Annotated in this window: 19 protein-coding genes; 13 read left to right on the plus strand and 6 right to left on the minus strand. The window is 56.6% G+C overall.

Features of this window, described 5'->3' with window-relative positions:
- The first annotated feature begins 320 nt into the window (after nt 1-320).
- Nucleotides 321-1613 carry a hypothetical protein gene (locus AAE029_RS00945; RefSeq protein ID WP_371070909.1) on the plus strand — a complete coding sequence of 431 codons (1293 nt, stop codon included), beginning with the start codon at nt 321-323 and terminating at the stop codon, nt 1611-1613.
- A gap of 265 nt (nt 1614-1878) precedes the next feature.
- On the opposite strand, the gene AAE029_RS00950 is transcribed toward AAE029_RS00945, so the two are convergent.
- The 4 genes from AAE029_RS00950 to AAE029_RS00965 all read right to left on the minus strand — a co-directional run bounded on the left by AAE029_RS00950 (nt 1879) and on the right by AAE029_RS00965 (nt 7309).
- Complete coding sequence (locus AAE029_RS00950; RefSeq protein WP_371071519.1) at nt 1879-2775, minus strand: 1,3-beta-glucanase; 897 nt, start codon at nt 2773-2775, stop codon at nt 1879-1881.
- A gap of 45 nt (nt 2776-2820) precedes the next feature.
- Entirely contained in the window at nt 2821-3981 is a 1161-nt protein-coding gene (locus AAE029_RS00955; RefSeq protein WP_371070910.1) for a glycosyltransferase, read from the minus strand.
- 821 nt (nt 3982-4802) lie between these two features.
- Nucleotides 4803-6008, minus strand: coding sequence for a polysaccharide biosynthesis/export family protein (locus AAE029_RS00960; RefSeq protein ID WP_371070911.1), 1206 nt, complete (start codon nt 6006-6008; stop codon nt 4803-4805).
- Between the two features lie 155 nt (nt 6009-6163).
- Nucleotides 6164-7309, minus strand: a complete 1146-nt coding sequence (locus AAE029_RS00965) for a glycosyltransferase (protein WP_371070912.1) — start codon at nt 7307-7309, stop codon at nt 6164-6166.
- Nucleotides 7310-7619: 310 nt separating this feature from the next.
- Between AAE029_RS00965 and AAE029_RS00970 the strand changes: the two genes are divergently transcribed.
- The 10 genes from AAE029_RS00970 to AAE029_RS01015 all read left to right on the plus strand — a co-directional run bounded on the left by AAE029_RS00970 (nt 7620) and on the right by AAE029_RS01015 (nt 18866).
- Nucleotides 7620-8339, plus strand: coding sequence for a sugar transferase (locus tag AAE029_RS00970; RefSeq protein ID WP_371070913.1), 720 nt, complete (start codon nt 7620-7622; stop codon nt 8337-8339).
- Between the two features lie 101 nt (nt 8340-8440).
- The gene (locus AAE029_RS00975; protein WP_371070914.1) at nt 8441-8584 is read left to right on the plus strand and encodes a hypothetical protein; all 144 of its coding nucleotides are present in this window, start codon (nt 8441-8443) and stop codon (nt 8582-8584) included.
- Nucleotides 8581-10605, plus strand: coding sequence for a glycosyltransferase (locus AAE029_RS00980; protein ID WP_371070915.1), 2025 nt, complete (start codon nt 8581-8583; stop codon nt 10603-10605). The genes AAE029_RS00975 and AAE029_RS00980 overlap by 4 nt, the downstream gene beginning before the upstream one ends.
- A gap of 115 nt (nt 10606-10720) precedes the next feature.
- On the plus strand, nt 10721-12286 hold the full coding sequence (locus tag AAE029_RS00985; protein WP_371070916.1) for a Wzz/FepE/Etk N-terminal domain-containing protein: 1566 nt from the start codon (nt 10721-10723) through the stop codon (nt 12284-12286).
- A gap of 86 nt (nt 12287-12372) precedes the next feature.
- Complete coding sequence (locus AAE029_RS00990) at nt 12373-13404, plus strand: glycosyltransferase family 2 protein (RefSeq protein WP_371070917.1); 1032 nt, start codon at nt 12373-12375, stop codon at nt 13402-13404.
- A gap of 81 nt (nt 13405-13485) precedes the next feature.
- Nucleotides 13486-14517, plus strand: a complete 1032-nt coding sequence (locus AAE029_RS00995; protein ID WP_371070918.1) for a DUF707 domain-containing protein — start codon at nt 13486-13488, stop codon at nt 14515-14517.
- 481 nt (nt 14518-14998) lie between these two features.
- A complete protein-coding gene (gene rfbF, locus AAE029_RS01000; RefSeq protein WP_371070919.1) occupies nt 14999-15766 on the plus strand; it encodes a glucose-1-phosphate cytidylyltransferase in 768 nt (255 codons plus the stop codon).
- Nucleotides 15767-15847: 81 nt separating this feature from the next.
- Nucleotides 15848-16927 carry an NAD-dependent epimerase/dehydratase family protein gene (locus tag AAE029_RS01005; protein ID WP_371070920.1) on the plus strand — a complete coding sequence of 360 codons (1080 nt, stop codon included), beginning with the start codon at nt 15848-15850 and terminating at the stop codon, nt 16925-16927.
- Entirely contained in the window at nt 16924-17490 is a 567-nt protein-coding gene (gene rfbC / locus AAE029_RS01010; RefSeq protein WP_371070921.1) for a dTDP-4-dehydrorhamnose 3,5-epimerase, read from the plus strand. Before AAE029_RS01005 ends, rfbC begins: the two co-directional genes overlap by 4 nt.
- Nucleotides 17491-17576: 86 nt before the next feature.
- Complete coding sequence (locus AAE029_RS01015) at nt 17577-18866, plus strand: NAD(P)H-dependent oxidoreductase (RefSeq protein ID WP_371070922.1); 1290 nt, start codon at nt 17577-17579, stop codon at nt 18864-18866.
- 35 nt (nt 18867-18901) lie between these two features.
- On the opposite strand, the gene AAE029_RS01020 is transcribed toward AAE029_RS01015, so the two are convergent.
- Both AAE029_RS01020 and AAE029_RS01025 read right to left on the minus strand, forming a co-directional pair.
- On the minus strand, nt 18902-20341 hold the full coding sequence (locus tag AAE029_RS01020) for an oligosaccharide flippase family protein (RefSeq protein WP_371070923.1): 1440 nt from the start codon (nt 20339-20341) through the stop codon (nt 18902-18904).
- A 159-nt stretch (nt 20342-20500) separates the two neighbouring features.
- Entirely contained in the window at nt 20501-22186 is a 1686-nt protein-coding gene (locus AAE029_RS01025) for a GMC oxidoreductase (RefSeq protein WP_371070924.1), read from the minus strand.
- Nucleotides 22187-22770: 584 nt separating this feature from the next.
- Here AAE029_RS01025 and AAE029_RS01030 point away from each other — a divergent pair.
- Nucleotides 22771-24417 carry a GMC oxidoreductase gene (locus AAE029_RS01030; RefSeq protein ID WP_371070925.1) on the plus strand — a complete coding sequence of 549 codons (1647 nt, stop codon included), beginning with the start codon at nt 22771-22773 and terminating at the stop codon, nt 24415-24417.
- The gene (locus AAE029_RS01035; RefSeq protein ID WP_371070926.1) at nt 24401-25399 is read left to right on the plus strand and encodes an NAD-dependent epimerase/dehydratase family protein; all 999 of its coding nucleotides are present in this window, start codon (nt 24401-24403) and stop codon (nt 25397-25399) included. Before AAE029_RS01030 ends, AAE029_RS01035 begins: the two co-directional genes overlap by 17 nt.
- The last annotated feature ends 20 nt before the right edge of the window (nt 25400-25419 follow it).

The following is a 25419-nucleotide window of genomic DNA, read 5'->3' on the forward strand; positions in this document are numbered from 1 at the left end:
CCATTCTGCCATCTGTCCGGCTTTAGCCGAAACTCCCCTGTTCTGACGTCATCCCAGCTGAAACCGAGGCTTATTTCTCACTTCTAAAATTCCTGTTATACCTTATTGTTATCAAAGGCAGATGGGCAAAGATCGTCGTGGTCAATAACAAGGTTCGTTGACCTTCAGGGTGCCCGAGTCCTGATCCGCGAGGCACCATGAGCTTAGAGCCAGTCGGCATCGCAACGATACTCGTCGGCCTATGTTGTCTGCTGGCCGGACTTCGCCCAGTCGTCTTCACTTTTGTGATACTTACCGTCCTTGGAGCAGCGGCGGCAATCGTGGTCGGCTCCGCAAGCATCCAGCCCGCCCACCTGTTCCTTATGTTTCTCGCATTTGCCACTTTGTCTCATTGGCAAAAATTTGGGATTGCACTGAAAGCTCTGGCATTTCCGCAGCCGGGATTCTGGTTTGCCTGCCTCCTCGTTTATGGTGCCGCCACGGGCCTGTTCTCACCACGATTGTTCGCCGGCACAATGGAAATTATACCGCTGGGCGTCTCGGAGTATCCGGCGAGCGACAGCGGAACTGTGCCGCTCGGCCCGGTGTCCAGCAATTTGACCCAAGTGATTTACCTGACCGCAGATCTTTTCTGCTTTTTGCTGATCATTGCGGTCGGTTCGACGCGCTCGGGCATTCAAGCAATCGCTGCGGGCCTTGTCGGCTATGGCTTCGCAAATACGGCATTTGCGCTACTTGATCTCGCCACCTATGCAACCGGCAGCCAAGATTTGCTGCAATTTATCCGCAACGCGCAGTACGCGATGCATGAAGATGTTGTCGTGGGCGGGCTCAAACGCATTGTCGGTTCCTGGCCCGAGGCATCCGCTTTCGCGGGATCGACGCTTGGCGTCATTGGATTCACGGGGACAATGTGGCTTTGTGGCCGAAGTGCGGGCTGGACTGGGCTTCTCTGCCTGGCTTCGATCGTCCTTACCGCTCGGTCAACATCTTCCGTCGGTATTCTCGCATTACCGCTTTGCCTGTTGCTCCTGTATGGAACGGCAATCGCCCGGTCCGGCCTAAATAAGAGCAGCCGCAACAGCTCCGCAGTCGTTCTGTTCACGCCGCCCATCGTCATTGCCGTCGCGCTGATCGTTATCCTCAGTGAAACGATATACGCCTGGGTTTACGACTATTTGGATCTGCTGATCTTCAGCAAGACCACGTCTGCTTCCGCCATGGAGCGTGGATCCTGGAACATGCATGCCTACGAAAACTTCTTGGCTTCATCAGGGTTGGGCGTTGGCCTGGGTACCAACCGCACGTCCAATTTCCTTCTGGCGCTCCTTTCGAATGTCGGCGTGCCGGGAACGACCTTCTTCTTTCTCTTCGCCATTTCCGCTCTGTCGAAACGGCGCGGAACCCCGCGTGATTATGCATCGGATGTTCGGCTCTCGGCCCGGAATGGTTGTTTGTGCCTTCTGGTTGGATCAATGGTCGCCGGCGCAACGGTCGATCTCGGATTACAGTTCTTTATCCTTGCGGGACTGGCTTGTTGCGTGCCGCAACCCGAGGGCCAACGGTCGCAATCCATCAGCACTGACCTGACTTCAGTGGCTCGGGAAACTTGAGATCATTCAAGGATTTCAAAAGGCAACTGCCCGTCGCGTCCCATGCTCGCGGCTACAGCGCCGTGCATCGCATCAGACGCACAAAGGTCGCTGTAGCACTTTGAATTGCTGCATGTTTTTATCCTTAAATCGGTTCCGATTTAAGGATACATGCAGTAGCGGGGTGCCAAAAAGTGTGAGCGGTTTTCGGCATAAATCCCGCTCTAACTCTCTGTTTTTACGAAATTCCGAGCGGAAACCGTTTCGCACTTTTCCTGGAACTGCTCTAAGAGTACGCGTGAAAATAGTCGACACGCATATGCGTGAGCATGTCTTCCTGCCGCAGGTCTTGCGGATAAGGCACGTCAGAGCGCAAGGCGAGCGTAAGCAGTGGCCAGAAGACGTCACCAAGCGCGTCCACCTCTTTGGCGCGCGTGATCGTCCATTCGGCCGGACGCCCCGTCTTCGTATCTATAATCGGCTGGCGTTCGAAGAAAGGTGTGCAGTTGGTATCCGTCACGAGAATGCCGTAGCGGCAATATTCCTCCGTCATGTCCACGCTCGTTGGAACCCCGGTTCCTTCATGATGCTCACCCGGCTTGCCCCATTCGTGTAGATAGGCCCCGTATAAGGTGGGCTCCCAACCCTTGTGCTCCACAACGTCGAGCTCAATGCTCGTTTGCGGGTAAAGGATGCTGCGTCCGTTCATCATCCAGAAAGCAGGCCAGGTAAGCGGATGCCGGGGAAACAACATTCTTGTCTCGAAATAGCCTCGGCGCCAGCCCTTCAGTATCGTCCCGTCGATCTTCGCAGTCTGCATACTGCCCGATATCCACTGGTATTCGGCAGAATCATTGCCGTAATAGTGCGGAACATTCATCTTTCGCCCTATATATTTGGCCGATATCTGAAGAGCCTTGCCGTCGATCGCCTTTGGATCGTCGACGATGGCGTAGGGATTAAAGCCCTCCTGGCCAGTGGCCCTGGCAAATGCCGATCTTCCGTAGAAGCCCGGATCTGACTTTGTCGGTTTTGGACCGGCATCCCAAACTGACCAATCAAGCGTGCTGAAGTCATCGGCGAAAGCGAGCGTTCGACCGACTGTTGGATCCTCTGTGTCGGCCCTTGCTGCAGAATAAGTCCACAAGCCGCAACCCAGTCCAAATATGCCGGCTGAGCCCATCAAAAAGTTACGACGAGAGATCGGTGACATTGTCGTAAATCCCCTTCAGACAGCGGCCAGTGTGCTGTGAACTCCACTTGCTGCGAACAATGCCTCGGCGTGCACATCTATGACGCGTTCGGAGCTGAATCTGTCGACATAACCCTGCCTGAACGTCGCGTGCATCCGCTCGGGTCGTAAGTTGTCGCAGTAGTAAATCATTGCTTCGACAAGCTTATCGTTGTCGTCGATAGGCACCAGGCGCCCCAAACGATCGTCAACCAGAATGTCGCTCGGGCCAAATTCGCAATCCGTTGCGATAACAGGGAGGCCGAACCTTAGTGCTTCGGTTATCGCAAGCGACCAACCTTCCCATCTCGACGTCGAGACATATACGTCGCTGGTCGACAGCGCCAGATGAGGGTTGTCCGGGTGGTGCTCTATGACGACCGCCTCTTCAAGATCAAGGCGTTTGATATCTTCGCGTATGCTGACCTCGCCGGCGCCATAGCCGACGATCTTCAGCCTGGCGTTCTTGCGGACCTTATAAAGAGCAGAGAATGCGTTCAGAAGAATGTCCTGGCCCTTCTGGAAGCAAAACCGCCCCACATTGACAAAGACAATCTCAGATTGCGATCGCGTCTCTATTTGGCCGAGATCGAATTTCCGAACGGGATTGGGCAACCAATAATCTGGCGTCCGGCTTCCAAACATGGTCCTGAATGCAGCGAGCTGCCGTGGAGACGTGCCAAACACCGATGCGATGCGCCGCAAAAAGAACAGCTTCATCATCAGGAACAGGATCTTTGCCTTGATGTGACTGCGCTCCAGTCGCGGATTGCCATGGAGGTGAACTGCGAAATTCCTTCGCATCCCGATGCAGGAGGCCATGCAAATCACGGTCGGCTCTATCTGCGGCACTACGATCAGATCGTAATCCTTAGCCCCGATAACTCGCCTAAATTTCAGCATCAGATCTATTCTGCTGCGTGCAACAGCTTCAATTTCATTATATTTCCGTCGTTCTGTCGGCCTGTTGTTGTGAATAGATGTGTAAAGGACGTCCACGTCGAACAGGTCTGAATACTTGTCCATCAGGCTCGAACATATCGAGTCCACGACCCTTTCGATGCCCGCAAAGGAGGATGTGCCAGGTTGGATGTAGAGTATCTTGAGGCGCTGTCCTGCAAGCCGTTTCTGATCCAGCATCTCTGCTTTTACCTCCATAGATATACACCATCCTGAGCAGTACAATCGATGTCGTATGGTATAAGCAGATAAAACAGGAAGGACTTAAGTCATCTTTTTGTGATTTGTTAGTCCAAGAGGAGCGAGATTTCTCATATCGCTCACAAAAATATTACCCGTGGCGATTCATAATCCAGCAGAAAAGATAGCCGTTATTGTGGCAATCACTGGAGATACGATTGTTGCTGGGCGAAGTGTTGCGTTGTGCAGCTTGATCGGTCCAAAGCGGAGAAAAGAAGCGCAATCCGACAGGCACTGCATGGAAAACGTCGCGGGAGAGTAATCAATGGGAGCGGACGAGGGTCCGAACCGTGTGATGGGTCTCTACCGTAAAGCCGCCCCTGATGGCGCACATACATAGGCTCCCATCAGTCTGCGGGAAACTTGGATCTGATCTTTAAGTTTCCTGGTTCTCTGTCCTTGGCGCGGGCTTTGACATAGAAGAGGTAAAGCAGCCCATGCACCACAGCGTAACCAGCTTCGAGAACGGCCCCGTAGAAAAAGGCCCACATCGCCGTCGTCAGCACTGGATGCCCTGTGCTTATGCTCGCGGCAGCAAAGACGCTCATCACTAAGAGTACCAACAGGGTAAAGATTAAAACGGGTACCCTCAGCCCGCACAGAGCGCCGACTGCGAATGAAATAGCGACGGTCCAAGCCATCAAAATTATTTAACTCCAATCAACTGACTGCGCTATCACAGTAGATTAGTTATCACGCAATAATTGTCTTCGTGCAAGTCGAAATCGCCTCCCTTCAAGAGCTCCTCGGGCAATCTTGAAGTAAAGCGAGAGATGACGCTAAGGTCCGCCGAGGTTGTTGGCCGAGGTCAATGAGGGAGAGGACGCATCCCGCAACTTCTCCACTCGAATGACGTCGCCTGGCGCAACCGGGTCATTGTCAGCAACCGGCATCGTCTGCATAGTGCCATCGACGACTCGATCAATTTTGGTGACGAATGCTGGCTCCGTTGCCATAGCGACGAGTGCGGGAGCGCGAATCTCAATGTTCCTGAGCAGCGCTCGCGCTGTCCGCGTCTTCTCCAGATTCGCCGCTAGTTGATCGCGCAAGTCTGCCGCTTCCGTAAGCGTGGTCGTACGATAACGGTCAATCGCATTTGTGGTGTCTTGATCCAACTTTGCCAGGTCCTGCTGCGTCGTTACCATCGCCAGCGACACGTCAAGACTCCGGCTCTCCAAGTCTGCAAGATTCTGATTGGCGCCAAGCTGTCTGGCGGAAATCGTCAGTCCTTGTGAAATCAGCTTGTTGACAGATTCCAGATCTTTGTTGGCCAGTTCAAGCTGCTTGGCAAGCGTCGATCCTTTCGACTTCAGCGTTTCGATTTGGTTCTCGGCGAGAACCTTTGCCCGACTCAGTGCGCTGATTTCGCTATTCAGCGCGCGCTGACGAGTATCAAACAGTGCTTGCTCTTCCTCGATCATTCGAGCAATTGCCGGCTCTTCCGCCCGAGACGTGAGCTCCGGTGGAAAGGTGACCTTAGTCTCATTTTTCAAGACTGCATCGACACGGGACTGGCGAGCCAACAGGCCCAAACGCTCAATTTCCAACGTACGCAGATCACCCTCAGCGGCCACCGCATCGCGCTGAAGACCCATGATGTCGGGGTCCCTTGAGCCAAATCCTCCTGCCATACTCAATGCCTGAACGACGGTGAGACCTGGGCTGTAGCTATACTTTCCGGGATTGGTCACCATGCCCGTAACGAAAAAGGGTCGGTATTCCGACACCTCGACTGAGGCATTCGGGCGTTTTTGTAGCCCAATCTGCCGCTGCAGGCTTTCTCCTATGGCGTCCGCAACCTGCTCCAGTGTCCTGCCCGCAGCTGGTAACGCGCCAATGATAGGAAGCGACAAATTGCCAGCCGGCGATATTGCAAACTCTCCCGTCAGAGGCACCCACTCGTACGCAGTCCCCGAGCTTGGGCGCCATTCGAAGACGCGGATTTTCAGTGTATCCTGCGGACCTAAGACGTAGTCCTCGGCCATCGCACCGGAAGCAACTAGTGTGAGGGTCGTGAGTGCAGCGATTTGCAAACACCTGCACGCTGAAAAAAAGCTGTGCCAAACTGCGGTCGTGGCCCTCGCCGGCATAGCTTTCACACATCTTGAAGCATCAGATCGCATATGCGGTTCACTCCAAATCAGCCGACTGCAGCACGATAGCCTTGCTCGAAAACGCCAAAGGCAGGTCGAGATGGCTGCTGAGGCATCGACCTGCTGACAAAAGACTGGAACTTCTCGGCGAAAACCTCGCTCCTAAACTCGGATGCCCGGGATACGGAATCGGCCGGATTGAGATCCATTTTTTCGAGGCGCTCGACCGCATCGATCAACGCTTCAACGGTCTGGGTGGCAAAGAAGGTTCCCGTCTTGTCTGCCACAACGGTCTCGGTGGCTCCGCCGCGTCCAAATGCAATAACCGGGCGGCCACTCGCCATGGCTTCGACCGGCACGATTCCGAAGTCCTCTTCGCCCGGAAACACCAATGCTTTGCAATGCGCATAGTGGTGCTTCAGGACCTCGAATGGCTGAGATCCCATGACCGTCACAGTCGGCCCTGCCATTTTGCGGAGCCGCTGCAGCATTTCACCGCCACCGATGACAATGAGCCTGGTCTTCAATCGGTTAAAGGCCTCGACGGCAAGATCGGGCCGTTTGTAGCTCACCAATTCGCCGACCATCAAATAGTAGTCTCCTACCTCATTGGGAGGGGCAGGGCGAAATCCCTCCGTGTCGACTGGCGGATGGATTACTTCCGATTCCCGGCGATAATAGCATTTGATACGACGAGCGACGGTAGCCGAGTTCGCGACAAAATTGTCCACTCTGTTGGCCGTTCCGACATCCCAGGCCCTGAGGTAGTGCGCCAGCGGCGGCATCATCAGCTTCGTCATAGTGCCGGAGTCGCCGTAATACCTGTTGTACATGTTCCATATGTAGCGCATCGGAGAGTGGCAATAACAGATGTGGACGGCGGACGCGGCAGGTATAATTCCTTTCGCAGGACCAGATTCGCTACTGATTACAAGGTCATAGTCCGTCAGATCGATCTGCTCCAGAGCCATCGGCATCAGTGGAAGATACTTTTTATACATTCTCTTTGCGAATGGCAGGCGATCAATGAATGTTGTGCTAACCCTATGAAACTTAATGGGTTCCGATACTGCGGACAAATCATAGACATGCGTATAAATATCAGCGCTCGGGTAAATATTACAAAGAGCTTCAAGAACTTTTTCACCGCCGCGCATGCCTACCAGCCAGTAGTGAACGATTGCTACCCGCATGGATCCCTCCAAGCCGCGATAACACCATGAATGTTACTGAAGATTATACTTCCTTTGCCCATGGTATTGCGTTTTTGGGTTGATCTTAGGAAGAAATATGCCAGCTATCACAACGAATTATCGGCTTAGTATATAAGGACAAGCACGACAGCCATGTGGATGATGACATCCGTTAATTATGCAGTGCAACAAATCTATTGTCAAACAATTTGCTAATTGTTAGTCTAAATTACAGTTGGGGCTGCAGTCTGCCATACATACTACTTCTGGCCAGTATATAATACTTTCGGATTAAGCGAGGAGTATGAAGATGAGAGACATCAATGTCAGCCAGGATGTCGACAAGATAGGCGGGACGCCGCCGCTCCGGGGAGGGCAAAACCGACGAGCGGTTGTGAGCGAGGAAAGCTCCCGGTTCCTATCAGATTGCTTAAAGTTCGGCCTCGATACGATCGTAGCGACGATCGCTCTTATCGCTGTGCTGCCAATGATCGTGATGGTCATTGTGCTTCTGCTGTTGGTCCAGGGGCGTCCGATTTTCATCGCGCACCGGCGGATCGGCAAAAACGGAGTTCTGTTCTCCTGCTACAAGTTTCGAACAATGGTTCCTAACGCTGACGAAGTGCTGACCCGATATCTTTCAGCCAATGGGCAAGAAAGAACAGAGTGGGCAGCCACCCGCAAGCTTAAGAACGATCCCCGCGTCACCCCGATGGGCGCCGTGTTGCGCAGAAGCAGTATTGATGAGGTGCCGCAACTCTTGAACGTCATCCTCGGCCAGATGAGCTTGGTCGGACCTCGCCCTATTGCTGCAGCCGAGGTGGAGCTCTACGGCAACCACTTTGCAGATTATATCAAGGTTCGTCCTGGCCTTACCGGTCCTTGGCAGGTGAGCGGACGGAGCGATACCAGTTATAGCAAACGTGTCGAACTCGATGCGAGGTACGTTGCAGAGCGCTCGTTTGGAGGTGACATCGTGATCATGGCCAAAACAATTCCGGCCGTGTTGCGCGCTCGTGGCAGCTATTGACCCTTCGCGGGCGACTATCTCGACTGGGTTGGCGTCCATGGGCGCCAGGTCGAGGATCTCGTCTCATATGAACTCGGGTATACGAAGCCAGGATTTATCCGTTGGAATCACGTCTTCCCCACATACTCCGGTCCGGTCACGTCGGAAATGGGCGCCGCACCGCCGTCGGCGATACCGAGCTCTGCACGATCAAAGGACAGATGGAACTCTCGGCGACACTCGGCTATCACGGAGTTGCGGTATGAGTTCCACCAAAGATGTTGCAGTCAATGGCCGCTTTCTTTCGCACAATGAAACCGGTGTGCAACGTTATGCTTTCAACGTGCTCCAGGCTCTCGATGCCATTCTTGCGGATGACAAGGAAATACCGATCTTGGCGCCAAAACGGGTGCAGGATCCGGGATTTCGCCGATTGCCGCTCGTCAAGTCAGGGCATTTATCGGGTCATATTTGGGAGCAAATTGACCTGCCTGTCCGGTGGAGCGGACGCCTCTTAAACCTCTGCAATACGGCGCCTGCTCTCAAGGCAGATCAAATCGTCTGCATTCACGATACGCATATCTATTCAACCCCGGAAAGCTATAGTCGGGCGTTCCGTACGGTTTACCGATGCCTGCAGCCATTGTTGGCGCGCCGGTGCGCACGCATCGCGACTGTCTCTCACGCCGCTGCACGCCAGCTCGCACGATACCTGCCAATTCACATCGACGATATCGTGGTGTTGCCAAATGGTCATGAACATGCGCTTGGCTGGAAGCCGTCGCGTGCACAGATTGCAAAGAAGCTCGTCGAGGAAGTGATTTTGCCGAGAAACCGGCAATATATCCTAGCGCTCGGCTCTCGCGCACGACATAAGAACCTCGGTCTCCTTGTTAAAGCTGCCGATGCCTTGGACGCCTTGGGAATTGACGTTGTTATCGCCGGCGGCAGTGCCGGGATCTATCTTTCGACGGCACTGCAGCAGAGATCGAATGTTCACTTCACAGGGCGAGTCTCGGATGACGATCTCGCCTATCTGCTGCAGAGGGCTTTGTGCCTGGCTTTTCCTTCGCTGGCAGAGGGCTTTGGCCTTCCTATCATCGAGGCAATGGCGCTAGGCTGCCCGGTCGTCGCCGCGCGATGCGCCAGCATGCCTGAGGTGTGCGGCGACGCAGCACTGCTGGCCTCCCCCTTTGATCCGGCGGAATGGATAGCGCACATCCGCAACATCAAGGAGTCCAGCCAGCTTTCAAGCGAGCTTGCGGGACGGGGGCTCGAACAGGTTCGTCGCTTTTCCTGGTCACAGACCGCAAGCGGCTATCTGGATCTGCTTGAGCAGCCAACGAGGCAAACGGCTCGCTGTGTAACAAGCCGGCCTGCCCCTCTTCGCACGGCGGTGGTTATCGCCACACGGGGGCGGCCGGAAATCGTTGGTGCGACGGTGAACCATCTGCTCGCCACGCAAACCGCCAAGCCCGATGCGGTAATTGTTTCCTGCGTGGAGACCACGGACGCCGGCGCTCTTGCCGGAAAGCCGGAGGTGATGGTGGTCAGGAGCCGGCCAGGGCTGGCCGCGCAGCGCAATGCCGCCCTGGCACGGTTGCCGCCCGGCACGGAGATCGTCGCATTTTTTGATGATGACTTCGTTGCGGACAAAAACTGGCTGGCCGTAGCGATCGAGGCCTTCCGTGACGAGAGCCAGGTTGTGGGGCTGACCGGAAGCGTGATTGCAGATGGCATCAAGGGTCCAGGAATTGAATTCGAGGAGGCGCTTGCGAGATTGAGTTCGGCTCCGCGCGGCAACAGCCGCTGCTGGACGGAGCCATACAGTCCCTATGGCTGCAACATGGCCTTTCGCGTCGCGGCGATCGGCGAAACTCGTTTCGATGAGCGGCTGGTTCTCTACGGTTGGCTTGAGGATCGGGACTTTGGCGCGGCGCTTTCCAAGCGCGGCGGACGGCTCGTCAAGTGCGCGGAAGCCTTTGGGGTCCATATGGGTGTCAAGGGCGGCCGAGTGAGCGGCGAGCGCCTGGGTTATTCCCAAATCGTCAATCCGATCTACATGTTGGGCAAAGGTACGATGACAGGTAGAAAAGTCGCAGATCATATCTTTTGCAACATGGCCAGCAACTTAGCTCTGTCTGCGTGGCCCGAGCCTTTTATCGACAGACGCGGCCGATTCAAGGGAAATTTAATCGCGATTGGTGATCTGCTGCGAGGCCGTGTGGAACCTGAGCGCGCTGCTGCGATCCCGATCTTCAACGTCATCGGACAGCCAATCGAGTAGGTGCAGGGGGATGTCTAACGATCCATGGCCTATCGAGCGCGCTTTACGGATATGGCCCGTGGGCGGCGCTTCAACGGAAAATGTCAGCGACGGGCCAATTGCTCTCTTGCGCTCGATGAGCGTGCTTGCCTGGCGGCACAAGACCAGACTTATCTTCTGCACGGCTGCCGGCATGGTTTTGGCTGCCTTTTACGCCCAATCCCTGCCGCGTACCTATAACGCCACCGCAACGCTGTTGCTGGAGTCGCGGCAGGCCCCCAGTCAGAATGCGGTCGCGCAGCAATTCCTGGACTCGAACAGGGCAGACAGCGAGTTGCAGATTATACGCTCGGAGCGCCTGCTCTCTGCGGTTTTCCAAAGCCTGAATTTGGCGGATAATCCGGAATTCAAACCGCAGCCCCCTGGCCCGGTCGACGTTCTCCTCACGGGCGCTCGAAGTTTCGTCCGATCGCTGATGGGAGTTGATACCAGGGAATTCGCCAAAGGTGCCCGAGCCGCAACGAATGGGGGTGAAACCAGCGCCGAATTTGAAAATGATGCTCATCAGGCAGCATTTTCAGCATTCATTGACAAGGTCTACGCACGAAGGGTGGGCCAGTCATATGTTATCGAAATCGACTATACCTCCTTTAATCCGGAATTGCCCGCGCGCATCGCCAATGCGATTGTCTCTGGTTATATTCTCCAATCAGTGGCCTCCAAGGAGCAACTGACGCGGACGGGAACGGATGCGTTGCAAGGTCGCCTCGATGCGTTGAACGCGCAGGTCGATGCTGCAAAAGAAGCCATGAGACAAGGCTTGCTGCCGGCGATCCCGACGCCCGATTCCGAAGTCCGCGTCATTGGCGCCGCCCTACCGCCCCTGGGGCCTTCCGGTCCGCGCTCGTCCCTGATTACCGCCTTGGGCGGCCTTCTTGGGCTGTTTTGCGGCATTTCCACCATTGCGTTCGGTCTCGTTTTTGACCGCAGGGTCCGAGGCGCGAAAGAATTGATGCAGGACACGGGGGTTGCATGTCTGGCGTGCGTTCCAGACAAAGGCAAATGGGAGGGTATTGAGTGGCAGACGGACAATCAGCCCGACAAATATGCGGTCGCTATTCGTGACATGAGAACGGCTATCGATATCGCCTGCGCGTCGCAACGCAACAAGCAAAGCCTTGTCATTGCGCTCGTGGGCTCAAGAAGCCGCGACGAGGTTTCGGCACTCTCTTCCAGCCTGGCACAGCTGATCCGCAGCAGCGGCCGGTATGTGACACTCTTCAAGGCACCGTCGATCAACAGCCATGATGTTGATGATACACTCGCCGATCCCGCGGGCTCTCTGGCAGACGCGGCGGTGTTCGGCTCGCATCCCGACCAACTCGCCTTTCAAACACTGGACGGCATCGCCGTTCTGCCGATCCGTTCGAAGAACCCCTATATCAATCTCGTTGCCGATTTCCATCATCCCCATGTCTTGCGAATACTGTCTGCCGCGCGGGAAAACGGCGATGTGGTCCTAGATCTACCTGACCTCGACAGCTCAATGGATGCGCTCGCGCTTGCAATGTACGCCGATGCGGTGGTGGTCGTTGCAACGGCAGGACGGACGACGACGGACGAGGTCAAGGAAATGCTGGAACGTCTGGGGCGTGCCAGCGCTCATGTCATCGGCACCGTGATCAATAAGGCGCGGACGTGACCCGCCGAAAACGAAGCAGACCGGCCGCTGCCCTAACGACCGGCGCAGCTTTGAAGACTAAACAACCAACGTAAGGTCGATGTAGCATGTCGGACCCGAGACTTGCCGTCATCATCACCTGCTGGAACTACAAGGACTATGTCGGACGTGCGATCGACAGCGTCGCCTCTCAGGGCCGCGACGATTGCGAGCTCGTGGTTATCGACGACGGCTCGACGGATTCGTCTTGGGATGTTATTCGAAATTCGGGTGCGGCGGCCTACCAGACTGAAAACGGCGGGCAACGCAAAGCGTGTCTTTACGGTCTCAAAAAAACACGCGCGCCGTTCGTGATGTTTCTCGATGCAGATGACGAACTCCTGCCGGGTTCCCTCGCCACGATCCTATCGAAGCTGGACCACGACGTCGCAAAGCTGCAGTTTCCCTTGATGCGTATTGACAGCGACGGGAATGTCATTGGCGATCCGGTTCCATCACTACGGGATTTTCGCGGTCGTCAGCTTGTGGACGAGATATTGCGGGAGAGTGTCTACACGACGCCGCCAACATCCGGAAACGTCTTCAGGCGCGACATCTGCTATCTTCTCGAGGAAGCGCATTACGACCGCGCGGTCGATGGCGTCATCCTGTTTGCTGCCCCATTCATGGGTGAGGTTGTCAGTCTTTCCCAACCCTTGGGGCTTTATCGTGTTCACGACAGCAATGATTCAAGTTTCGGGTCGCCGCTGGATCCTCAGTTGCTGAAGCGCGATCTCAGCCGTTTCGTGGACCGTGCGAACCACTTGCGCCGAATTCTGTCGCGGCGCGGCCAGGCGCAGGGCCTTGTCTCCCCCGAAGACACGTATTTCTATCTCGAACACCATTTCTATCTTGCGATTGCCGAGGGGCGACGCATATCGGCGGCAAATCTGTCGCGGTTGCTCAAGCGCCTTTGGATCGCAGCATACTGCCCGTTGAGTACAAAAGCCGTGATAACGGTGTTCCTGATCTTAACTGCCTTGCTTCCAAACGAGCGAGCACGCGCTGCACTGTCCTATCGTCTGGAAGCTGGCAACCGGTCGACGATTGGTCTCTTGCAGGCGTTATTCTCTCCAAGAAAGTGTCCCGCAACGCCGTGAAGGGAAATAGCACTGCCCACAGATAGAAATATCGCAGCATTCGACGCTTATCCGAGCCAGGCCAAACAATGGAAGGATCAAATGTTGGAATCATTGGAGCAGAAAAAAGAACAAGAGCACCTTGAAAACAGACGCTTTCTCGTCCTCGCCCGCGTCGGGGACAAATCGTTGCACAAGGGGTGGCTCACGGATAGCTCGGTCTTACGGACGTGGGATCTGCAGCTGAACTCCTACGGCAAAGACGAGAGCCTGTTCCAGGACGGCGATCTGCCCACCGTATTCGACTATGGCACCAAATGGGACAGCATCGTCCGTCACTTCAGGGCCCGCCCGGAACTTTTCGATCGCTATGAATATATCATGCTGCCGGACGATGACTTGCTGTTGAAGGCTGCCGATATCAATCGATTGTTCGAGATCGCTGTGCAATATGATCTTACCATGGCTCAGCCGGCGATGACGTTGGAGAGCTATTTCTCCTATCCCATAATCTTGCGTATGCCGGGCTTCCGCCTGCGCTACAGCACCTTCCTCGAATCGATGGCCTGCTGCATCAAGTCGTCCTATCTACGCAGCATTCTTCCGATCTTCGAGCGGCATTACTCCGGCTGGGGAACCGACCTTGTCTGGGCCTTGTTGATGAAGGATCCCGCCTTTCGCGCCGCGATCGTGGACGAGGTGCCGATGACCCATACCCGGCCGCTCTATACAGGTCCGATCTACAATACGCTTGCAGCGGCCAAGGTCGATCCGAGTGAGGAGGTGCGCAGGGTGCGGGCGAGTTTCGACAACCTGCCGCCCGGGATGCAGGTTTACGGCGGGTACCTGGCCGATGGCCGGCGGGTCGGTCCTTTCTGGGCGCGGATCCGGAATGCAATCGGGCTCTTCTCTGTCGCAGGACGCTCTAGGACCCCCTATCTTGCCTATCGTATGGGTTGCGGTCTGCTGATGCGGGCCTTCACCCGGCTGCGCTACCGTCCTGAGCAGTTGCGCGCCGTTGCGGGATCCGCCATGGCGGAGCTCGGTTTGGGTGCGCCGCCGATTCCATCGGCCCGCGACATGGCTCCTTCCGACGCGACACTTCCCGGCACGAGGCGTTCCAATACCGGCTAGCCAGGAGCAAAGCATCGCAACCTGACATATTCTGACGAATCCTGGCGACGGTCTCCCTGGAGCTGGGACGATTTCAGGTCGAATCAATCAGAAAACTAAATCAATCTCTGAAAAAAAGTTGGAGGGGATGTCGCCCGGAAAGCGCGCATACTTTTCGGCGTCTCGCTCTAATTTCCCCGACCGAGCGGATCTTGGCGAGACAGGTATCCGAGAGGAGGCGAGGCTTCCCGCTTTGCCGGCCATTGGGGCACCGCGAGACGGAGATTAATCCTAAAGAACAAGTAGGGTTAATCCTGAAGAACAAAGGTCAGTCTGGAAGCATGAAGAATCTGGAGAGGAAGCAATTTGCATGCAGCGATAGTTGTTGCGAAGCAAAACTAATTTGAGTAATCTAAAGTAGAACTTGCTAATTTTTAAAGGCCATCAACTTCGAATTCAGCACGTCTCTGGACTTAGAGAACAGCCCCTCAGGTGATTGGCGATGAAAGCAGTGTTTCTTGCGGGGGGATTGGGGACGAGATTGTCCGAGGAGACCTCGACCCGACCCAAGCCCATGGTCGAGATCGGCGGAAAGCCGATCCTCTGGCATATCATGAAGATATACAGCGCCCATGGCATAAATGATTTCATAGTTTGCCTAGGCTACAAGGGCCATGTAATTAAAGACTATTTTTTCAACTATTTCATGCATTCCTCCGATGTGTCCTTTGATCTCAGGAACAATACATATGAAATCCACGGGCGGCGGGCGGAACCCTGGCTTGTCACGCTCATCGACACTGGGGACAAGAGCGAGACCGGCGGGCGCATCAAACGTATTCTCCCCTATGTGGCGGAAGAGGAAGTCTTCTGCCTGACTTATGGTGACGGTCTGTCGAATATCGACATCACGGAGACGATAGCCCTTCACAAGCGGGAGGGTCGTCTGGTCACGTTGTGCGCAACCCAGCCGCCGGGGCGTTTCGGCAACCTGCGGACGGACGGAGCGCGCGTCCTGACCTTCCGCGAAAAGCCGGCCGATGAGGGTCGGATCAACGGTGGGTTTTTCGTCATGAGCCCCAAGGTCGATGACTATATCGAAGGGGACCTGACCGTCTGGGAGCGTGAACCGCTGGAACGGCTTGCCCGGGAAGGCCAGCTCACCGCTTACCACCACGATGGCTTCTGGCAGCCGATGGATACGCTGCGCGATCGCCATATCCTTGAGAGCCTTTGGGCCAGTGGCCAAGCCCCCTGGAAGATCTGGTAGCTTTTCGCAAAGCCGCCCGAACAATCGAGAAAAACATCATGTCGAGACTGCGATAGTTGGAACAGATCCTGAGAGGTTTCCATGAATATTCTGATAACTGGAAACATGGGCTATGTGGGCCCGGTCGTAACGGCGCACCTGCGTAACGTTTTTCCCGATGCGCGCTTGATCGGTGTCGACAGCGGCTGGTTCGCGCATTGCCTGACAACAGGTCATCGCCTGCCCGAGGTTAGTCTTGACGAGCAATGGTTCAAGGATGTTCGCGATCTGACGCTTGGGGATCTGGAGGGGATCGATGGGATCGTACACCTCGCCGCCGTGTCGAACGATCCGATGGGGAACCGCTTCGAGCGTATCACGGAAGCCATTAACTTCAGGGCAAGCGTGCGACTCGCCGAGCTGGCCGCCGGGGCGGGGGTGAAGCGATTCGTCTACGCCTCGAGCTGCAGTGTTTACGGCGTGGACGATGACCCTCGCCCGCGCTGCGAACGCGATCCGATTAACCCGCTCACGGCCTATGCGCGCTCGAAGATTGCGACAGAGGAGGCTCTCGCGCAGATGACGGACAGCCGCCTGGTGGTCACCAACCTGCGTTTCGCCACCGCCTGCGGCTGGTCGGACCGCCTGCGCCTCGACCTCGTTCTGAACGATTTCGTGGCAAGCGCCCTTACCACCGGCGGGATCGCGGTGTTGAGCGCTGGAACCCCCTGGCGGCCGCTGATCCATGTGAAGGACATGGCACGGGCCATCGAATGGGCACTCGTTCGCGACGCGGACGAGAATGGCGAGGTCCTGACCATCAATGCTGGATCCGACGACTGGAACTTCCAAATGGCGGAACTTGCCCATGCGGTTGCCAAATCACTTGGCGGGATCAATGTCTCCATCAACCGGGATGCGCAGCCGGACCGGCGATCCTACCGCGTGGATTTCAGTATGTTCAAGCGGCTGGCGCCGCAGCATGCCCCGCGCGAAACACTGGATAGGTCAATTCAGGGCTTGATATCCGGTCTGAACGCGATGGGCTTCAACGACCCGGACTTCCGCAATTCCCATTTCATCCGCCTGAAGACCCTGATGCAGAACCTGTCCAGCCAGGCGCTGACAGAAGATCTGAGATGGCGCAGCAGGACAGAGCAGCCGAACGAGAGGGTCGCATGATCTTTCATGAAACCCCGCTTGCCGGAGCGCACCTCATCGAGCTCGAGAGACGCGCAGATGATCGCGGGTTTTTCGCGCGGGCATATTGCCAGAGGGAATTCGAGGCTGCCGGCCTCGTCACGAATTTCGTGCAGGTGAACAACCCTTTCTCTGTCAAGCGTGGTACGCTGCGGGGTTTGCACTATCAATTGCCTCCGGCCACCGAGGCAAAGGTTGTGCGATGCATCCAGGGCGCGCTTTATGACGTCATCGCCGATGTGCGCCCGCAGTCACCGACCTTCGGACAGTGGTTTGGGGCGGAGCTTTCGGCCGAGAACCGGCTGACGATGTATGTGCCGCGGGGCTGCGCGCATGGCTTCGTGACGCTCACGGACGGTGCCGAGGCGCTCTATATGGTCAGTGCCTTCTACTCACCGGAAAACGAGCGCGGCATTCGTTATGACGATCCGTGGTTCGACATCGAATGGCCCGTCGAGCGGATGCAAGTGTCCGAAAAGGATCAGCGTTGGCCGCGTTTCGATCCAAACGCACCCGACACGGAGCGGCTTCGCGATCTTCCATAGCGCGCAGCGGCGGGGCAGGCCTTACCGGAATGGCATCGCCCGGGCATATCCCGGGGTATCGAAGGCGGAAATCGGAGAGTTGCACAATGATCATTGTCGATAATCTGCTTAAGAAAAGAGAGAACGAGGGCGTCACCATTCGCGTTGGAATGCTTGGGGCCGGCGTCTTAGCGCGCGGCATCACGAACCAGATCGTCAATTCGACTCCGGGCATGAGGCTTGTTGCAATTGCCAACCGGACGCTCGCCAATGCCGAACGCGCCTTTCGGGAGGCGGGGATCGAGAAAATCGAAACGGTCACGAACCCACGCGCGCTCGAAACGGCGATCACCGCGGGGCATGCGGCGATCGCCGAGGATGCCGAGCTGCTGACCGGCTGCGAATTGATCGATTGCCTGGTCGACGCAACCGGCGCGATGGAATTCGGTGCGCGCCTGACGATGAGCGCGATCCAGAACGGCAGGACGTTCGTCTCCATGAATGCCGAGCTCGACGGGACGATCGGCCCTATCCTCAAGCGCCATGCTGACAAGGCAGGTGTGTTGTTGACCGGAAGCGATGGCGACCAGCCGGGCGCGGAGATGAATCTCTATCGCTTCGTCAGGCAGCTCGGTCTGACCCCACTTGTCTGTGGCAATATCAAGGGACTTCAGGATCACTACCGCACGCCCGCCACCCAGGCGGAATTTGCCAGACGCTGGGGACAGAATCCCTATATGGTGACGAATTTTGCCGATGGCACCAAGATCAGCTTTGAACAGGCGCTCGTGGCGAATGCGACGGGCATGACTGTGGCAAAGCGCGGCATGCTGGGCTATGAGCATGCGGGCCATGTGGATGAAGTCGTGACCCGCTATGACCTCGAAATGCTGCGGGAGCTCGGCGGGATAGTGGACTACGTGATCGGCACGCGCCCTGGTCCCGGGATCTTCGTGTTCGCTACCCATGACGATCCGAAGCAGAGACATTTCCTCAATCTCTACAAGCTCGGGGAGGGGCCGCTCTACAGCTTCTACACTCCCTATCACCTATGCCATTTCGAGGTGCCGATCTCCATCGCCCGCGCTGTCCTTCTGCGGGACCCTGTGATTCAACCGCTTGCAGGGCCCAGGGTTGAGGTGATCACGACCGCCAAGAGGGATCTAAAGGCCGGCGACATTATCGACAGATTGGGTGGCTATTGCACGTATGGGCAATGCGAAACTTATGCCGTTTCACGCGCCGAGAAGCTATTGCCAATCGGGCTGGCCGAGGATTGCCGCCTGCGTCGCGATGTGCCGAAGGACACGGTGCTGACCTATGACGATGTGGAGCGTCCGCCCGGGCGGCTCATCGACAAGCTCCGCGCAGAGCAGGATGCCGTCTTCCCTGCTTAGCGCTTCAACCTGGAAGCGGTGAACCGCGTTTCCCGTCAACGATCGTCCGCCAGTTCAAGTCGCCCGTGGCCGATTACCAGCTTTAGGCCAAGCGCAAAGAGCACTGCGACATAGACTGCTGCTCCCGTAGTCGCGACTAAAGCGAGCTCGCCGATATCGTTCCAGCCCCAGGCGAATATCGCCCTGCGCAGCACGACAACAACAATCGCCATCGCCGCAGCGGCGAGGGCGACTTTCCAGATGTTCCGTAGCTGAACAAGGATTCCAAGGCCCAGTAGCTCCTTTGCCTTGGCCAGATACCAGGCGAACATTATGCAGGAAAGCACGATTTTGGCGATGGCCAAGCCCTCGGCGGCGTACAAATAGAACCCGACCGATATCAACACGACCCGAATGCAGAGGTCGATCGCGTTGAGCCTGAAAATCATGTCCGGGCGATCAAGCGCAAGGCTGACGGAATATACAGTCTGGAAATAGGGTATCGGGATCACAACCAGTGCAAGGAGGCTTAGGAACGGAGCCGCGTCCTTCCACTGTGGGCCCAGAAGGAGATCGGTCGCAAGGTCAGCCGTCAGTGAAATTCCAAGAGCGACAGGCACGGAAACAAGCATGGCAAAGCGCACAGCCTTGAGGAAGGCGAGCCTGACCCTCTCTGGATCGGAGCTGATCAGCGCAAATGCAGCCATTACCGGCTGCAAGGCCGGCCCGATAATGGTTTGTGTCGGCAAGACCGCCAAATCGCTCGCCACAGCATAGCGGCCAAGCGTCGCCTTGTCGGCAGCGGCTCCAATAAGGAAGCGATCTGACTGCCAGTTCAGCGCGGAGATTAGCTGGGCTAAGCTGAACCAGCCGATGAAGCCGGCAAAATCGGCAAGACGGCTCAGCGTCAGGGACGGACGGTACGGCGCAATTGCGTAGGACAACAAGCTGGCCGCCACCGAGGCTGCGACAAAATTGGCGGCGATCGCCCAATATCCTCCTCCCAAAAGGACGGTGACCGTGGCAGAAGCACACGCACAGGCCTTGCCTACCGTTTCCATCAGGAAGGTCTGCCTAAAACTCAGCTGGCGAGCAAAGTGTACCATGGCAGGGCTGGCAAAGCCTCTTGCGAGGGGGCCGAGCGCCAGCACCGCAACCAGCGGGACAAGCGTTGGATCGTTATTGATGGCGGAATAGGGCCAGGCGGCGACCAGCACAACCAGGGCCATCACCACACTTCTAATAACGCTCAGGGTGAAGCCGGTATCCAGATGACTTCGATCAATGGATTTGAGCCGCACAAGCGCCTGCGCGATCGGCACTTCGAGCACAGTATCCACGACGACGACAAAAGCTGTCCCGAGGGCCGCCGTACCGAAGTCGGCTGGTGTCAGAAGCTGTGCGAGAATGAGCAAGGTAACAAGATCTATTATCCTGCTGACAAAGCGGGATAACACAAGCCAAATGGCCCCTTTGAGCGTTGCCAACGTAAGCACTATTGTTCGAGCCCTATCCTCGCAGCTCGCGTCTGAGCACGAGAAGATTACATGTGATTTCTGCCCCCCGCCATAATTGCGACCTTACGGCACCAATTTCCTTGCTATTGCCGGACACTCCGACGATCCAGCCAACCGGATCGGACAGGCGCCATCAGCTCAATCCCGATTTACACCTAGCTCGACATGGCGCCGCTGAACACTAACCCTAGACGCCAGATGGTCGGCCAACCTCAACGACATCGCTACCGCCGCCAGCGTCGGATTGGCTTGGCTGGATGTTGGAAAGACCGAGCTTCCGGCGATAAAAAGGTTGGGAATGTCGTGGACCTGGCAATCGCCATCGACAATCCCTGTTTGCCTGGACCGGGACATGCGCGTGAGACCGAGTTGGTGATAGCCGTCGATTGCTTGTGAACCAACCCACTCCTCCAGGGCGTCGGCAGGCTTGAGAAACGTCAAATGCCCGATGCTATTTCGGCCGAGCCACTCCGACAACAGATAATGCGCCTTTACGACTGAGTGGAAATCATTGTGCGAGTATCGAAAATCGACGTCGAGCCGATGGCAGCCATTCGCGTCCTTCTGGTTGCTAAGCTTGATGCGACTTTCCCATAATGGGGTCTGCTCGGCATGATAGCGCAGAAGGTAGGTGTTGGTCGGGCTTGGAATCGAAAACTGAGGGTAGCGTTCGGGAGTTAAGAGTTTGCCAGCGAGCAGCCGCGAACTGCCGTAAGCAGCCTGCATCGGATGCGCCAGGATGTTTCTCAGGTGTGCGTTGAACGCTTCACGAACCGAAATAGAATTGCGAAAGACTGGATCTCGTGCGCGCCGCGCTATGTGGCGCGCCACGAGAAAAAGCGAGGCTGCGCCGTTGCCCCCGATGACCTCATCCGGACGTAGGCTATCCGGCCCGAGCGTTATGTTCAGGAGCCCGTGCTCTCGCTGGATTCCGGCTGTTGGCTGAAGCCGGTCCCGAATGACAGTTTTGGTCTGTGAAACTCTGAACAGAAACGGCGCTGCGTTGGATGTCCGCGCAAAGGAAATCGACGCAATCTCACCGGCAAGGTGGCCCATGTAAAAGCGGCCAAGAGGACCGCCAGCGCCACCAAAAAGGCGCGCCTTTTGCAGCTGCAATTCAAGCAGGAGCCGCGTGTTCTCCCGTCCTCCGCCGGCAAAAACAAAAAAAGGCGCCGTTATCAGCCGCGCCTTGCGCCTGGCAACGCACGTGAGAGCCATCAGTCTGGCGGAGTCCGCATCGACGTGCATCTGAGTTGCTGTGCAATTCTTGCAGATCATCAATGAACGGTTGTCGCGTAGAGCGTGATAGTTGGCTCTCGCGACATTGCGGATGCGTGCCCAGCTTTCCCGCGACCGTGCGAAGACAAGATTCTCACCGCTCTGAAAGTTCTCAGAGAAGTCGGCTGTCAGCACTTTCCGGGCTGCGCCGTAATATGGCTTAAGCGCGGAATGCGGAATGGGCCAACCGCCCTCGCTCACGTAATCGCGAGGTTCGAAGTCTATGTCGTCAAATTCAACGCAACGTCCGCCCCAACGCAGCGACGTTCCACCAAGAGCCCTGACGACGGTCGCCTCGGATGAGTGATGATGGTCATCATTGTATGATGCGAGCGCGGACACATCACGGCTGCGCTTTCTCGGTCGGTCGCCCCCCGATTCCACCATCAGTGTACGCACGCCTTTGCTGGCCAGAGAGAGGCCCAACGCAAGGCCGACGGGTCCGGCACCGACGATGCAGACCTCACACCAAAGATCAGGCAAAACATCCAAATCAACGAACATCGAGTGAGAGAAAATCCTTTCAAACGCGAGGAATTGACTCATCAATTCGGTGCTCCAGACTCCGCAACGGCAACCAAAGCAGTTCTGGACTCGTGGAGATTCAAATGCAGCAAGCCCGAGAAACCGAGACGTTCGGATGTCACGGGTCTGCCATCTAACAGTCGATTGGAAGCAATCCGGATTGCTTGAAATGTAATCTTGACGTCCAAATCTGGACGGTTGTTTGCGCGGCCTCACTCGGATGCCGCACCGCAAAGCCATTTCAACCACTGTAGGGAGGCTGTCGGGGAGGTGCCCTCCAAATTTTCCCCTACAGCCTGCTATTGCAAAGCAGCATAGCAACTTACAATAAGTGCGTCCAGCTTAAACAAACAATTTGGCAGAAACGACGAGGTGGGCAAGCATCGCTCGAATTTATACTGGAGGCCGGAAGGATTCGAGGGTAATATCACGTCAACTGTAGATCGGGATTGAGCTGGAATTCGCAGACTGCGCGAATTATTCCCGCGTTGCAAACATCACCGGCGCCTCAAAGAAGTCGTCGTCTCACTTCTGCGCAAGAAGCATTTATAGGCGGGCCGGGATACACAGCCGCAAACGGGACATCTTCAGGAAGGCCAAGGACTATGGCGATCATCGATTTGCATTCGTCCGTGAACGAGGAAGTACTCCCTCTCCTGCAATGTGACATATGCGTGGTCGGCTCGGGACCGGCAGGCAGCACGATTATGCGGGAGCTGTCGAGCTCTAACCGCCAAATCGTTCTCCTGGAAAGCGGAGGCGCGGAACGAAATGTTGAGATCGATACCCTCAACGAGATCGAAAACGTTGGTCGCGCCCGCGCCAGTGATCAGTGGTCCGTTCGCAATCGGGTCCTCGGCGGCAGCTCTTACACCTGGGGCGGACGGTGCGCCGGCTTCGACGCCTTCGACTTTGAAGAGCGCGAATGGGTACCTTATTCAAGTTGGCCAATCGCTCTGACTCAGATAATCCCCTATCTCGATCGCAGTGCTTCCCATCTCGGACTGGCCATGGGCAGTGGCTTTAGTGACGAGCGGTTTTGGGAGATCGCGCAGCGCGCGCCTCCGAATTCTGAAGTTGATCCTGCTCTCCTTCTGCCATTTTTCTGGCAATTCAGCAGGGACGACGCGGAGGCGTACCCTTTCGAGTACATGCGCTTTGGTCGGCATCTGCCCAGCCGCCTCGGGCCAAACGTGACGCTGGTGACCGGAGCAACCGTGTTACGGGTCCTGCCGGTGGAGTCCGCAACCTCTGTGCAGGGCGTCGAGTTTGCAACACTCGACGGACGCAAGCACAGGATCACCGCACCCACGGTCGTCCTTTGCGCTGGTGGCATCGAAAATGCGCGCATACTTCTAAACTCCGACACGGTAACTCCAGCCGGTCTCGGCAACGACCATGACCAGGTGGGGCGCTATTTGATGGATCACCTGCGTGGTCCGGCGGCATTCTTCAAGGTAGGCGGCTCGCGAGCCCTGCAACGTCGCTTCGGACGCTACAATGTCAAGGGTCACCTTTTCAGGGCCGGTCTCAGGCTCAGCCCTGATGTTCAGCGGAAGGAATCGCTGCTCAACTGCTCCGCGTGGCTTGGGGAAATTCTTGCATGGGATGACCCATGGGACGCGCTGAGACGGTTCGCGGGTCGGGCGCCGATTTTCCCTCAGGATGCGGTAAGTCTTGTGAAGAACATCCCGTTGATGTTGCGTGGGGTCGTGGACTATTTCGGAGCCCGCAACGGCTTTCCCCGCAAGCTTGATGAGCTTACCCTGGACTGCATGTGCGAACAGGTTCCCGATCCGGACAGTCGCATCACTCTCTCTGACAGACGGGACCAACTGGGAATGCGATTGCCGAAGATCGATTGGCGCAGCCATCCGGAAGAGTCGCGCACCATGCGAAGAATGGCGGAACTGGTCGCCGAGGAGTTCCCGACGATCGGCCTGCCTAAGCCTGTCCTGGCTGACTGGGTTCGTGAAGGGGCCGAGATTCCGTCAGCCTTCGTCGATGTTGCGCATCCGACCGGTACCACCCGCATGTCGAGCGATTCCACCAAGGGTGTTGTCGACGTCAATTGCGAGGTCCATGGTGTTTCGGGATTGTTCATTGCGGGAAGTTCGGTCTTTCCAACGGTCGGGCATTGCAATCCAACGCAAATGATCGTCGCGATGGCGGTCCGGATGGCCGACCATCTGAAGACGCGCAAGTCAAATTCCACTCCCGGCAGGGCGGTGATGCATGCCGTCAGCCCCTAAGAGAGTGCTTGTTACGGGTGCAACCGGGCGGATCGGCCGCGTGGTTGTCGCCGACCTCCTTGAGCGCGGCTATCTCGTTCGAGCGACCACGTCGGGAAATAAGGTCCCCCCCGACTACGGTCCTGCAATGGAATGGCGAACAGTCGACTTCCTTGAGGAAACCGCTTTCGATCCTGTGGTTGAGGGCTGCGATGGTATCGTGCATCTTGCTGCGGAGCTCGGTCGAAAGGACCGCATGGGGCGTGTGAATGTCGAAGCGACGCGAGCACTGGCGCTGGCCGCCGAACGTGCGGAGATACCCGTCTTCTGTTACACAAGCTCGGTTTCGGTTTACGGAAGCGGACTTGCCAGAGCTATTACTGAAGATTCTCCGGTCTTGACGCATGATCGTGACGTGCCGTCCGAGTACTGGGCGCTTGATTATGTGCGCGAATATGGGCGGACGAAGCTTGCAGGCGAGTTGGCGCTTCGAGAGGTGGCCTGCAAGGTCCGATACTTTGTTTTCCGACCAGCCGTCGTGGTCGACGTCTCGCAGATCATTGGCATACGCGACTGGAACCCGGTCAAACGGATGCTAGTGGCCCATCGCCATGCCCACCACATCTATGTGGGCGACGTCTCGGACGCGCTGATCTGGTTCATGGAACGTGGATGGGAGGGAGCTGCAAGCGCCGGGGGCGTCGAGGTCTTCAACCTAGCTGAGGACGAATTCGCCGAGCCAAGGCATATCGATTTTATGCGTAAGGCATTTGCCGCAAGCGGCGATCGCCGCTATCGCACCGTCAACGTTCCATGGATTGCAGACTGGCTGCGCGACTTCTTACGATTCCGCACGCTTCCGCTCAGAAACCCTCTCTGGCGAATGAGATTTTCAAACAATCGTCTGAAAGCCGCCGGTTACCGTTTCCGGTTCGGGATGGCAAAGGCCGAGAAACTTGCGCTGGCAACCTTGCGCGAGCAGTCCCAGCAACATCAGGGATGAGGGGTTGGCCGAGTGCAGGA

It is taken from the genome of Sinorhizobium sp. CB7, assembly GCF_041357635.1.
Lineage (GTDB): Bacteria > Pseudomonadota > Alphaproteobacteria > Rhizobiales > Rhizobiaceae > Rhizobium.